At 73.7% G+C, this 13,059-nt stretch carries 9 protein-coding genes; 2 read left to right on the top strand and 7 right to left on the bottom strand.

Translation table 11 applies throughout. The annotated features are described in order from the left end of the window. Positions 1-194 precede the first annotated feature (194 nt). A complete protein-coding gene (gene map, locus QRN56_RS05730) occupies positions 195-971 on the top strand; it encodes a type I methionyl aminopeptidase (RefSeq protein ID WP_285101823.1) in 777 nt (258 codons plus the stop codon). 73 nt (positions 972-1,044) lie between these two features. On the opposite strand, the gene QRN56_RS05725 is transcribed toward map, so the two are convergent. The 7 genes from QRN56_RS05725 to QRN56_RS05695 all read right to left on the bottom strand — a co-directional run bounded on the left by QRN56_RS05725 (position 1,045) and on the right by QRN56_RS05695 (position 11,623). Beyond that, the gene (locus QRN56_RS05725; RefSeq protein WP_285101927.1) at positions 1,045-1,836 is read right to left on the bottom strand and encodes an HAD family hydrolase; all 792 of its coding nucleotides are present in this window, start codon (positions 1,834-1,836) and stop codon (positions 1,045-1,047) included. Between the two features lie 163 nt (positions 1,837-1,999). Further along, entirely contained in the window at positions 2,000-2,803 is an 804-nt protein-coding gene (locus QRN56_RS05720) for an HAD family hydrolase (protein WP_285101822.1), read from the bottom strand. Between the two features lie 129 nt (positions 2,804-2,932). Then, positions 2,933-4,204: a serine--tRNA ligase gene (gene serS / locus QRN56_RS05715; RefSeq protein ID WP_285101821.1), complete on the bottom strand. Its 1,272-nt coding sequence runs from the start codon at positions 4,202-4,204 to the stop codon at positions 2,933-2,935. 10 nt (positions 4,205-4,214) lie between these two features. Next, positions 4,215-8,627, bottom strand: coding sequence for a hypothetical protein (locus QRN56_RS05710; protein ID WP_285101820.1), 4,413 nt, complete (start codon positions 8,625-8,627; stop codon positions 4,215-4,217). A 26-nt stretch (positions 8,628-8,653) separates the two neighbouring features. Beyond that, positions 8,654-9,772 carry a diacylglycerol/lipid kinase family protein gene (locus tag QRN56_RS05705; RefSeq protein ID WP_285101819.1) on the bottom strand — a complete coding sequence of 373 codons (1,119 nt, stop codon included), beginning with the start codon at positions 9,770-9,772 and terminating at the stop codon, positions 8,654-8,656. A gap of 33 nt (positions 9,773-9,805) precedes the next feature. Continuing rightward, positions 9,806-10,534 carry a glycosyltransferase family 2 protein gene (locus QRN56_RS05700; protein ID WP_020015660.1) on the bottom strand — a complete coding sequence of 243 codons (729 nt, stop codon included), beginning with the start codon at positions 10,532-10,534 and terminating at the stop codon, positions 9,806-9,808. Positions 10,535-10,798: 264 nt separating this feature from the next. Next, a complete protein-coding gene (locus QRN56_RS05695; protein ID WP_285101818.1) occupies positions 10,799-11,623 on the bottom strand; it encodes a DUF5926 family protein in 825 nt (274 codons plus the stop codon). Between the two features lie 88 nt (positions 11,624-11,711). On the opposite strand from QRN56_RS05695, the gene QRN56_RS05690 reads away from it, so the two are divergent. Then, on the top strand, positions 11,712-13,046 hold the full coding sequence (locus QRN56_RS05690) for a CoA transferase (RefSeq protein ID WP_285101817.1): 1,335 nt from the start codon (positions 11,712-11,714) through the stop codon (positions 13,044-13,046). Positions 13,047-13,059: the final 13 nt, after the last annotated feature.

Raw genomic sequence — 13,059 nt, 5'->3', positions numbered from 1 at the left:
GGTTCTCGATCCAATGCAAGCCCATACAGCATCACCTTGCATTACGAAATCGTTGCAATCCCACCCGTCGTCCAAGACGGGTGAAACGCCCGGTACGCCACGCGCAAGGTGGCCGCTCGCTCCCGCACGGCGTGCGGACGGCGGGACGTAGGCTTGTGCCGCCAGATCACTGGTGCCCCTACGGAAGGACGGACATGATCGAGCTGAGGACGCCGCGCGAGATCGAGGAGATGCGCCCGGCGGGACGCTTCGTCGCCGACGTGCTGCTCGCCGTCCGCGAGGCCGCGGGCGTCGGGGTGAACCTCCTCGAGCTCGACGAGATCGCGCACAAGATGATCCGCGACCAGGGCGCCGAGTCGTGCTACATCGACTACCACCCCTCGTTCGGCGCGATGCCGTTCGGCAAGGTCATCTGCACCTCGGTGAACGACGCCGTGCTGCACGGCCTGCCCTACGACTACGCGCTGCAGGACGGCGACCTGCTGTCGATCGACTTCGCGGCGTCCGTGAACGGCTGGGTCTCCGACTCGGCGCTGTCGATCGTGGTGGGCGAGCCCGACCCGGCCCGCGCCGAGCGGGACGCGAAGCTGATCCGCACCACCGAGGTGGCGCTGGAGGCCGGTATCGCCGCCGCGCAGCCGGGCAAGAAGATCGGCGACATCTCCTCGGCGATCGCCGAGGTGGCGCACGCCGCCGGCTACTCGGTGAACACCGACTTCGGCGGCCACGGCGTGGGCCGCACCATGCACGGCGACCCGCACGTGCCGAACAACGGCCGGGCGGGCCGTGGCTTCCCGCTCAAGCCGGGCCTGGTGATCGCGGTCGAGCCGTGGTTCCTGGAGACCACGGACGAGATCTTCACCGACCCCGACGGCTGGACGCTCCGCTCGGCGGACGGCTCGCGCGGCGCCCACTCCGAGCACACGATCGCGATCACGCCGGACGGCCCGCTCATCCTGACGGCGCGCTGACGAGCCCGCGCGCTGACGAGCCCACGTGTCAGGCGCTCAGGTCACCGGAGTGTCCTGAGCGTCTGACACGGCGCTAGATCAGGGTCTTGAGCGCCTGGATCACGCCGTGCTGCGAGATGTCGCCCACGGTCTCGTTCGCGATCGCCTTCACGGCGGCAGGAGCGTGGCCCATCGCGACGGCGCGGGCGGCCCAGCTCAGCATCTCGATGTCGTTCAGGCCGTCGCCGACGGCGAGCGTGTTGTGCCGCGGGACGCCGAGCGTGGAGCGGATGTTCTCCAGCGACGTCGCCTTGCTCAGGTGCCGCGGGGTCACGTCGATCCAGTCGGGCCCGGCCTCCGTGGCGGTCACGCCGTGCCGGCGCAGCGGTTCCAGCAGGTCCAGCACGTTCGGCCCCCGCAGGATCGCGCGCGAGGCGGGCATCATGCCCAGCTCGTCGATGCCGACCACACGCTGGGCGCCGTTGACCTCGTGCGGCTCGAACAGCCGGTTCACGCGGTAGCCGATGCCGATCTCCTCGACGCCGATCTGCACGTCGGGGAACCGGCTCAGTGCCATCCGGACCACGGGACCGACGTCGAACGTCAGGACGTCCTCGAGCATGTAACCGTTGGTGCACGTGGCGCAGAGCCGCGCCGTGACCGCCCCGTTGGAGGCGACCACCCAGCCGTCGGTGATGCCGAGCTCCTTGGCCACGGGCAGGATCCCCGTCAACGACCGTCCCGACGCCAGGACCACGTGATGCTTCCGGCCACGCACGAGCTGCACGGCCAGAACCGTCGGCCCGGGCACGGGCTGCCCGGTGACCAACAGGGTCCCGTCGATGTCGAGGGCGACCAGGTGAGGCGCGTCGTTGCGCACTCGCATGGACACCGATTGGTCGTCCAGGATCATCACGTACCCCCATGGCACCGTGAGCGCCGTCACCCTTCGACGGATCGCGCCCAAATGTACAGGCATTCGCCCTGTGATCCATACCTTTGCACGGATAACTTTCACCCGTGTCGACGCTTGCGAGATCCTGCCCGACTCAGAGCAGCGAGCGGAGCACGTCCACCACGCCGTCGTCGTCGATCGAACCGGTCACGGCATCGGCCGCCGCCTGCACCGGCTCGGTCGCGTGCCCCATCGCCACGCCCCGTCCGGCCCACCGCAGCATGTCGATGTCGTTGCTGCCGTCACCCACGGCGACGGTGTTCTCCGCCGCCACGCCGAGCTCCTTGCGTACCACTTCCAGGGCCGACGCCTTGGTCACGCCCTGCGGTGCGATGTCCATCCACGCGGACCAGCCGACGGCGTACGTGACGTCGTCGAAGCCGAGACGCGCTGCGATCTCGTGGAACTCCGCGCTCGTCTCCCCGGGGCTGCGGACGACGACGCGCGTGACGTCACCGGCCCAGAGCTCCTCGAAGTCCACCACGCGGTGCTCCCCGTTGAGCTCGCCCTCGGGAAAGAGCTCGGTCATCCGGAAGCCTACGCCGACATCCTCGACCGCGTAGCGTGCGTGCGGCAGCTCGACCTTGAGCATGCGCAGCACCGGTTCGGGGTCGAACGTCTCGACGCGCTCCAGGGTGTAGCCCATCGGCGCGGACGCGTCGATGCGTGCCGTGACGGCACCGTTCGAGGCGACGATCCACTCGTCCTCGATCTTGAGGTCCGCCGCGACGGGCGTCATCGCGATGAGCGAGCGTCCGGACGCCAGCACCACGTGGTGCCCGGCGGCACGGACGGCGGCGACCGCCTCGCGTGCCGCGTCGGACAGCACCTCGTCGTACGTGACGAGGGTCCCGTCGATGTCGAGGGCGATGAGCTTTCGATCGGTCGCAGGAGGCACGTTGGAAGCCTACCCACCCGCCGGTGAACGGCAGCAGACCGATGGACCGTGATCGGCGGAATGTCAGGTGATCGGCAGCTCGTGCTGCCGATCACCTGACATGCTGCCGATCCCAGGGGCCCGGCCCGGTTACTTCACGGGCTCCAGGACCTCCAGGCCGCCCAGGTAGGGGCGCAGGCCCTCCGGGACGTGGACCGAGCCGTCGGCCTGCTGGTGGTTCTCCAGGATGGCGACGATCCAGCGCGTGGTGCCGAGCGTGCCGTTCAGGGTCGCGACGTTCCGGGTCGAGCCGTCCTCGGTCCGCTCGCGGACGCCCAGGCGGCGGGCCTGGAACGTGGTGCAGTTCGACGTCGAGGTGAGCTCCAGCCAGCGCTCCTGCGTGGGCAGCCACGCCTCGCAGTCGAACTTACGGGCCGCCGACGAGCCCAGGTCGCCCGCAGCCGTGTCGATCACGCGGTAGGGCAGCTCGACCTTGGCCATCATGGCCTCTTCCCAGCCCAGCAGCCGCTGGTGCTCGGCCTCGGCGTCCTCGGGGGCGCAGTAGCTGAACATCTCGACCTTGTGGAACTGGTGCACGCGGATGATGCCGCGCGTGTCGCGGCCCGCCGAGCCGGCCTCGCGGCGGTAGCAGGCGCTCCAGCCCGCGTACCGCATCGGTCCGTCGGACAGGTCCACGATCTCGTCGCTGTGGTAGCCCGCGAGCGCCACCTCGGAGGTGCCGACCAGGTAGAGGTCGTCCTTCTCCAGGCGGTAGATCTCGTCGGCGTGCGCGCCAAGGAAGCCCGTGCCCTGCATGGTCTCGGGCTTGACGAGGGTGGGCGTGATCATGGGCGTGAAGCCCTGCTCCACGGCCTGGTCCATCGCCATGTTGAGCAGCGCCAGCTCGAGCCGCGCGCCGATGCCGGTGAGGAAGTAGAACCGCGCCCCGGACACCTTGGCGCCGCGCTTGGTGTCGATCGCGCGCAGGCCCTCCCCGAGCTCCAGGTGGTCCTTGGGCTCGAAGCCCTCGGCCGCGAAGTCACGGCGGGTACCGACCTGCTTGAGCTCGATGAAGTCCTCCTCGCCGCCCGCGGGCGCGCCCTCGATCACGTTGGCGATCGAGTACAGCACCCGGTCGAGCTCCTGCTCGGCCTCGGCCGCGGTGGCCTGGTGCTGCTTGACGTCCTGCGCGAGCTGCTTGGTGCGGGCCAGCAGCGCCTGCTTCTCGTCGCCCTGCGCCTGCGCCACCTGCTTGCCCAGGGACTTCTGCTCCGCGCGCAGGTTCTCGAACTCGGTCAGAGAGGAGCGGCGGCGCGCGTCGGCGTCGAGCGCCGCGTCCACGAGGTCGGGGTCGTCACCGCGGGCCACCTGGCTCGCGCGGACGACGTCGGGGTTGTCGCGCAGAAGTCGGAGATCGATCACGGGGACGAGCCTAACGGGGCTGTCGCTCTGAATTCGTCCTCAGCGCGACCATCGTGAGCAGCGGCACGGCAGGGATGAGCGCGATCATCGCGATCCGCAGTCCGAAGTCGTTGACCAGCGAGCCCAGGACCGCCATCACCCACATCGCGACCAGCGCGGGGCGCAGGAACTCCCAGCTCCGCCCCGCGCGCGTGAACCATGCGGGCGTCAGGCGTTCCCGCCATGTCGCCGGTCCGAAGAGCGCGAGGCCGACCAGCACCAGGATCACCACGGTGGCCCAGACCGCCGGCCCGCCCGTGATCGAGTTCAGCGCGTACAGCGCCTTGCGCAGCACGGTGGAGACCGCCTCTCCGTCGACCACCTGGGCCACGAACCGGCCGAGGTGCGAGCGGGACTCGGGCGGGCGGAGCCAGTCCAGGACACCCACGAGGGCCACCACGCCGACGCCGGCCGCCGCGACCCAGGTGAAGCGCCAGAGGGTGAGGCGCAGCCCGGACGCGGCGGTGGCGACCACCACGAACGCCGGGACGAGCACCAGACCGCCGCCGAGATCCGCCCCGAGGGTGGGCCAGACGTCGACCGCCATCGCGATCACGCCCACGACGCTGACGGCCAGGGTGGCCAGGACCCGTCTGCCGCGTGACACGAGGAGCTGCGCCAGCGCGGCCGCGAGCACGATCGCCGCCACCGCGTACACGGAGAACGTCGGGTTGCCGAAGCCGTAGAACCGCGCACCGAACGTCGGGGCGGAGCCGAGCGGTGCCGCCCGGTTCAGCGGTGTGCCGAACAGGGCGTCCAGCGTGAGCGCGACGAACGTGATGCCCGCGACCACGGCGGGGGCCGCCCACAGGGGCCGTCGTGGGGCGAGCAGGCTCAGCCCGGTCACGGCCGCCGTCACGAGCAGGGTGGCGCCCACGATCGCGAGCACGGGCAGGTCGAACCGCCACCAGCCGGTGAGGGAGACGAGGAAGCCGCCCGCCGGCAGCGCCGTCAGCGCCGTGGCGGAGACGACCGCGGCGCGCCGCAGCCCGCCCGGCACGAACGCGACCCGCCGCGGCACCCACCAGCAGGCCGCCGCCAGGGCGAGGCCCAGCCAGAACGGCACGTCGACGAGCCAGATGTACGCGTCGCGGCGCACGTGGTCGCGCGCCGTCATGTCCGCGAGCTCGTCGGCGGTGAGCCAGGCCGAGGCGGGGCGCTCCCCGGCGCGCAGCAGCGGCGTCGGGTCGATGTCGGCGGGCAGGTCCACGCCGACGGCGTCGAGCACCGCCGCCGGGACGTCCATCAGGCGCGCCACGCCCTCGGTGCGGGTCGCCGTGCTGGCCAGGTAGCGCGGCAGCCCGTCGTAGTTGGCCGACGGGCGCACCAGCGCCGGCCCCAGCTCGAGCGCGTGCTCCGGCGTGGTGGCGACGTCGATCACGAGCACGGTCGCGTCCGCGGGGGCGGCGTCCAGCACGCGCCACACCGCGAGGTCGACGGCGGCGACGAGGTCGGCGCGGAGCTCCTCGACCCGCTCGGCGCCGTCGGGCTGCTTCTCCAGGTCCGCCCGCTCGGCGACGTCCAGCAGCGCGGAGCCCGCGTCCACGAACGTGACGGGGCAGTCCCAGGCGCCCGACTCCGCGGCCAGCGCCGCGTCGAGGTCGAAGTACCGCCCGACGCTGCCGTCCCGCTCGGCGAGCGCGACCGCCGCGCCCGGCCCGACGGCCGTCGTGCACTCGTCGGCGAGGGCGTCCCCGAACGTGCCGGGGTGGGCGGCGTAGCCGGAGCCGCGCTGCAGCGCGGTCAGCCGGTCCCACTGGTCGACGACGGCGGGGCGGTCGCCTCCCGCGGTCCCGGCACCGGCCGAGGCGGCGTCGGCCGTGTCCTCGCCGGCGGCGTCCGCGCCGTTCTCGCCCGCCCCGCCGTCCGCCGTGTCGTCCGCCACCGGCGTCACGGTGATCTCGTCGCAGATCCAGTGCCGGTCGGCGTCGCGCTCGTCGGCGACCTCGGCCAGGCGCCCCGCCGACAGGCTGAGCCACCCGCTGTCCGGGCAGCGCGCCGCGCGCCCGTTGGGCAGGGTCAGGCCCGCGGCGTCCGCGCCGTCGGTGAGCATGCCGTAGAGGGTGGGCGCGGGGGCCGTACCGGTGTCGAGGGACGGCTGGACGTCGGTCCAGCGCAGGCCCTGCGTGCCGATCACGACCACGTTCTCGCCGGGCGGCACCACGGGCTCGGCGCTGCTCAGCGAGCCTGACTCCTCGCCTGCGGCCTCGGCGCCGGGCACGGGCAGCACGGCCGCCGCGAAGAGCAGGCTGAGCAGCAGCGCGCCGGACAGGCCCAGCACGGCGGACGGCACGCGGCGGACCGGCTCGGTGTGCCGGCCGGACGGGAGCCAGCCGCGGGCGCCGAGGAACCGGGTCACCAGGTCCGGACGCGCCGCGAGCAGCGCGACCAGGGCGAACGGCACGAACAGCGCGAGCCCGCGCAGGCGGTCCCCGAAGTACGGCGCGGCGTCCACGCCGACGGTCACGACCGCGACGGCGGTCACGGCCGCCACCCCGAGCCACACCGGCCGGGTGGGGCGCTGCGTCTCGCGGGCGCGGGCGCCGTCACCGAGCACCGAGCCGGCACTCGTCGCCGTGCGACGACGCGCCGCGTAGGCCGCGAGCCCGCCCGCGAGGACGAGCCCGGACACCGCGTAGATCACGAAGGCCACGTCCGAGAACCCGTAGAAGCGGTCCGCGGTGGCGAGCGACGGGCCCAGCAGGGAGCCCTGCAGCAGCGTGAAGCCGGTGACCCCGTCGATCGTGAAGACCAGCCAGGTGATCCCGGCCGCCGCGACGGCGTTGCGCCACGGGGCCGCGGGGAGCAGGCGCGAGACGCCGCGCACGGTGAGCGCGACGGCGACCGCGGCGGCCGTCAGCGACAGCGCCAGGCCGAACTCCGGCGCGGGCCACACCCACCACCGGGAGAGCGTCGCCAGGCTCGCCGCCGCCGGCGCCGACACCGCGAGCAGCACGGCGCTCAGGGCCAGCCGCTGCCGGTACGGCCCGGGCTCCCGCCGCGGACGCGCGGCGCGGCGCGGCAGCACCAGGACCAGCACGGCGATCAGCAGGAACAGGACGATCACGCCGGCGAAAGCGGGCACCTGCGCGGGGATGGTGTCGGCCAGGACGTTGATGTACTGCCGGTTCTCGACCGTGCGGGCGACCGTGGTCCGCCGCGGCTCGCCCACCTCGATCGGCGAGCCGTCGATCGAGGGCTCCTCGAGCGCCGGGTCCGGCTCGGCGTCCTCGGTCTCCTCGGCCTCGGGGTCCGGGAGGGCACCGGCGGCCTCGGCCGCGGTGGCCGTGAGGTCGGTGAGCTGCACGAACCCGGTGCTGCGCGACGCGTCCGACGTCAGCCAACGCACCCGGGGGACGTCCACCAACCAGTCCACGACGACCTGGAGCCCCTGCTGCGTGAGCGGTGTGTCCGCGACGCCCGCCACGAGCACGCGCGTGCCGGCGGGCAGGCTCCGGGTCAGGCTGCCGAGCGTGCCGTCCAGGGTCTCCAGGGCCTTGGCGCGCTCCGGACCCTCGGGCAGGCTCCCGGCGTCGATCACGGTCACGGGGCAGTCCGTGAGGGCGGCGTCCCAGGCCGGGCCACGGGCACCGAAGGTGCTCGCCGAGCCCTCGGCGCCGTCCGGGGTCAAGGCGTCCAGCGAGGGGACGTACCGGCCCACGGTCCCGTCCTCACGGGCGAGCATGACGGCGGCGCCCGGCCCGACCGCCGTCGAGCACGCACCCGCCTCGTCCAGCATCTCGCCGAGGAGGCCGGGGGCGGGCGCCTTCTCGCGCTCGGCGGGCTCGGCGACCTCCTCCTCGTCCTCGTCCTTCTGCGGGAGCTGCGCCCAGTCGTCGACCGTGGCGCGCGTCGGCTCCGCGTCGCCGGAGCCCTGCGCGGACCCGGTCGCGGGTTCGGGCACCGGCGTGCACGACGTCGCCCCGCGGGCCTCGCGCTCCTCGCCCTCGGGGTCCGGCTGGTCGGCGCGCTCGGCGCTGCCGGCCGAGACCGTCCGGCTCCCCGCCGAGAGCGTGAGCCACGCGTCCAGCGGGCACGTCGCGGGCGCCGCGGTCCGCACGTTGATCGACGCGACGGAGCCGCCGCCGATCATGTGCCACAGGTTCGGCGTCGTGCTCCGGGAGACGTCCGTCCACCGGAGGCCGGCCACACCGACCACCACCACGGGGGCGGCCGGTGGAGGCTCCGCGGCCTGCGTGGAGCCTGCGGCCGCGGACCCGACGGCGTCCGCGGTCCCGGTCCCGGTCACCGCCGTCGACCCGGCCGCGGGCACGGACCACGGGGCCGCCGACGCGGTCGTCGGGCCGATCAGGCCCAGCAGGGCCGCGACGAGCACGACGAGGGCCGCGGGCACGGTCAGTGCCCGTGTGGAGCGGGGATTCACCCGCCCAGGGTAGATGGCCGCGGGAGTCACGGGGCCCGGACCAGGAGCGCGCCCGCCTCGACGCGCACGTCGACCTCGACGGCCCGGCCGAGGGGATCCCCGTCGACCTGGGCCTCCTCGCCCGCGGGCACCCGGATGCGCGCCCGGCGGGCCTTGGTGTGGTCGATGCGGCCGAGCTTCTCCGGCAGCTCGTTCCGCACCCCCACCCCCTGCATGGCGATCTCGAGCGTGAGCTGGGCCCAGCCGAGCACCCCGCCGCGCACGTCGACGGCGGCCACGTCGAGCACCCCGTCGTCGAGCACGGCGTCGGGCAGCAGGGTGACGCCGCCCGGCAGCATGCCGCAGTTGCCGACCATGATCGAGCGGGCGCGGGCGTCCACCGGCGGGTCGTCGTCGAGCTGCAGGGTGGCGCGCATCCGGCGGGCCTGCATGTGGGACAGCCCCGCCACGAAGTAGGCCACCCAGCCCACCTTCTTCTTCAGGTTGGAGTCGGCGGTGGCGACCATCGCGGCGTCGAAACCGAGGCCGGCGATGACCAGGAAGATGTGCTCGCGGTCCGTGTCGGGCTCGTGGTCCGGCTGGTTGGGGTGCTCGTCGTTGCGCGGGGTGTCCGCGAACTCCACGACCCGCAGCCAGCCGACGTCGATGGCGCGCGTGCGCCCGGCCAGGATCACGTCGAGGGCCTCGTCCATGCTGGTCAGCGGCAGCTCGAGGTTGCGCGCCAGGAGGTTGCCCGTGCCCACCGGCAGCACGCCCATCGGCTTGTCCGAGCCGACCATGGTCTCGGCCACGGCGCGCACCGTGCCGTCGCCGCCGGCCGCGATCACGATGTCCGCGCCGTCGTCCAGCGCCTGCCGGGCCTGTCCCTTGCCGGGATCCTCGATGGTGGTCTCGTACCAGAGCGGCTCCGGGAGCCCGTTCGCCGCACAGTGCGCCCGCACGCGGGCGCGCAGCCCGCTCGCGTGCAGCTTGGACGGGTTCACGACCACCGCGATCTGCCGGGCCGCCTGCACGCTCTGCGGCACCGCGCGCCGCCCGTCCCGGCGACGCATCCAGGCCTGCTGCGACCATGCGCCGACGGCGACGGCGAGTGCCAGTACCCCGATGACGATCGCGATGATGCCGAGCCAGACCTGCCACTCCATGGGGTCAGGGTACGGGTCCGGCCTGAAGGTCGATCAGCTGCGGACGTTCGACCCCGCGTGCCGCACGGCGTCCACCGCGCCGCGCATCTTGCGCGCGTTCACGGCCAGCAGGACGTCGCGGTACTGGGCCGCCCGGTGGATCTGACCCTTGAGGTCGTTGGCGGAGGCCCGGTGCTTGAGGTCGCACGGCACCTCGACGGCGACGTACCCCTTGCGCAGCAGGTCGATGGTCATGCCGGTCTCGACGCCCCAGCCGCGGGCGAGCGGCGTGGCCGCCTCGAACGCCTCGCGGGTGAGGCACCGCATGCCGGACAGCGGCTGCGACGGGCTCCAGCCGGTCATGGCCTCGATCGCCCGGCGGGACGCGCCGACGACGACGCCCCGGCCACCGGCGCCGGCCTGCTTGGGCAGCAGCGCGATCGCGAGGTCGGCGACGCCCTCACGGACCGGGCGCACGAGGGGTGCGGTGTTCACGGCCGTGTCGCCGAGGTCACCGTCGATGAACATGAGGAGGCGCGGGGGTCGACCGTCGGCGTCGCGCATCGCCACCACCGCCGCACCGGTCTCCATCGCGGCGGCCTTGCCGCGGTTGTGGGAGTGGCGCACGACGACGGCGCCCGCGGCGCGCGCCACGTGCTGCGTGTCGTCCTCGGAGCCGTCGTCGACCACGAGCACGAGGTCGACGTGGGGGATCGCACGCGCAGAGCGCACGGTGGCGGCGATGCGTTCGGCCTCGTCCTTGGCGGGAATGATGGCCGCCACCCGTTGGACGTTCTTGCCTGCCTGTGCATTGCCGGGACGCGTGGTCTTCGCGACCGGGAGAGCGTTCACACCTGTCCTGCCTGAAGCGTCGATTTGCCTTGGTGGGTGTTCGGATAGCCCTTTGCTTGGTGAGTGCAAAGGTTTACCCCTGGAATCCTACTCCCTTGGTCCGCTAGTTGCCGAAACCTGGGCCGCTCGTGGCGATCCGCGGTGACTGCCGACGCGTTCCGGGCCGCTCGCGCGCGACCGGCCGGGGCGTCCGGACTAGCGCAGGGTGACCTGGCGAGAGACGATACCTGCTCTTGCGCGTCGCTCGTTCGCATCAAGCGGCTCCTTGATGGAAAGTGCTTTCGCGAGCTTCTCGCCGAGCTCGGCGACGGGACCCTCCAGGTCCGCGGCCTCGGTGCCCTTCGGCAGCTCCCAGACCGGGACGACCAGGCCCGACGCACGAAACGCTCCCACGAACCTTCCACCCGCGAGCCCTGACTCACGCTTTGCGTGGAGGCGGGAGATCGCGTCGATGACGTCGTCCTCCGCCTCGGGACGCGCCCAGCGGAGGAACTCACGGGACATGCTGCACCAGTAGGCGGACTCGACCGAGGACACCTTGACGGTCGGGATCGCGCCGTCGGCCGCGTCCTCCAGGTTCTGCTTGAGCTCCGGCGTCACGTCGGCGCTCGGGTCGAGCCAGTAGTCGAACGTGTCGTGCACGGTGACCTCGAACGGCACGCTCAGGTCGAGCACGTCCTGCAGCCGCGGGCCCTCGCCCGGCAGCTCGCCCGACTCCACGGCCGTACCCGGCTCCAGCTCCATCGCCTCCAGCAGGGCGGCGGCGAGGTCACGGCTCACGTCGCCCGACCCGACGATGCCCTGCACCGCGAGCAGGAGCGTGCCGTCGGCACGGTGCAGCGCGGTCCACGCACCGGGCAGGAGGGTCACGACCGTGACGTCGCGGGAGCCGTACTCGGCGGTGGTCCGAGCGGTCGCGGTCGCCGACGGGACGATCTCGCGCATCGCCACCCAGTCGGTCTCCCCGGGGAGACCTTCGAAGGGCCGGAGCACGAAGTCGGAGGAGGGGTTCTTGGCCATGCGGCGAGTGTATCCGCGCGCATGGTCGCAGATCTGTCGGGCCGGTGATGTTTCGGGGCAGCCCGTCGGACGGGACCATGATGGAACCGTGGAACCCTGGCTCGCCGCCCACCTGCCCGTGCTCGACCTCGCGCTGGACGCCGTCCGCGCCGTGCAGCGCGCGGCCGCACGAGCGGGCCGCCGGGCGGGCGCGGGCGACCCGGCCCTGCCCGACCCGGACCCGCTCGACCCGGACCCGCTCGACCCCGCCCGGGTCGCCGCCGGCTTCGCGTCCGACCGTGTCCTCACCGTCGACGGGCAGCCGGTGCAGGGGTTCGCCCCGCTCTCCGGCTTCTTCGCCACGGCCGACGGCTGGGTCCGCACGCACGCGAACTACCCGCACCACCGCTCCCGCCTGACGGCGCTCGTCGGGCTGCCCGACGACGTCGGCCGGCCCGCCTTCGCCGAACGGCTCGCCGAGTTCTCGGCGCAGGACCTGGAAGACCGGGCCGCCGACGCCGGCGCGATCGTCGCGCGCGTCCGGACCGAGCAGGAGTGGCGGGGATCCGCGCCGGGGCGCGCCGCGGCGTCCGGCCCGCTGGTGCGGACCCAGGCGCGCGAACCCGCGACCGGAACGGGAGACCGCCCGGCGGGCTCGCGACGGGACGCGCCACGCCCCGGGCTCGACGCGGCACCGCCGGGCGCGGCGCCGCTGGCCGGGGTCCGGGTGCTCGACCTGACCCGGGTCATCGCCGGACCGGTCGCCACGCGGACGCTCGCGCTGCTGGGCGCGGACGTGCTGCGGGTGGACCCGCCGGAACCCGCCGAGATCGGCTGGCAGCACCTCGACACGGGGCAGGGCAAGCGCAGCGCCGTCCTTGACCTCCGGGACACCCGCGACCGCCGCACGGCCCAGGACCTGCTCGACGCCGCCGACGTGCTCGTGACCGGGTACCGCCCCGGCGCGATCGAGGCGTTCGGCCTCCGGGTGCCGGCCGGCGCGGTGACCGGGCGGGTGTCCGCCTGGGGCGACGCCGGGCCGTGGGCCGACCGCCGCGGCTTCGACTCGATCGTGCAGGCGGCCAGCGGCATCGCGCTGCTGGAGGGCCGCGACGGGGCGCCCGGCGCACTGCCCGCCCAGGCGCTCGACCATGCCTCGGGGTACCTGCTCGCGGCGGGCGTCGTGGACGCCCTCACGCTCCGGGACGACGACGGACCCGGCCGCGACGTCGCGGTGTCGCTCGCGCGCACCGCCGCCTGGCTCCTGGACCTGCCGGGACGCGACCCGGTGCACCCGGCCGCCGCGACGCCGTCGGGCAGCGGGTCGGTGACGCACGCGGGCGTCACCACCGCGCGGCCGGTGCTCCCGGGGTACGACGACTACCCGCACCCCGCGCACCCGTGGGGTACGGACGCACCGGGCTGGCAGCCCTTCCCCGGCTAGGGGCGGACGGTCC

The organism is Promicromonospora sp. MEB111 (genome assembly GCF_030209445.1).
Classification (GTDB): Bacteria; Actinomycetota; Actinomycetes; order Actinomycetales; family Cellulomonadaceae; genus Promicromonospora.
The sequence above is the reverse complement of the archived record's forward strand: the minus strand, read 5'-3'. Positions and strand labels throughout refer to the sequence as shown.

Coding starts and splice junctions, on each gene's coding strand:
- map (WP_285101823.1), top strand. CDS start 195: ATGATCGAGCTGAGGACGCCGCGCGAGATCGAGGAGATGCGCCCGGCG.
- QRN56_RS05725 (WP_285101927.1), bottom strand. CDS start 1,836: ATGCGAGTGCGCAACGACGCGCCTCACCTGGTCGCCCTCGACATCGAC.
- QRN56_RS05705 (WP_285101819.1), bottom strand. CDS start 9,772: ATGGAGTGGCAGGTCTGGCTCGGCATCATCGCGATCGTCATCGGGGTA.
- QRN56_RS05695 (WP_285101818.1), bottom strand. CDS start 11,623: ATGGCCAAGAACCCCTCCTCCGACTTCGTGCTCCGGCCCTTCGAAGGT.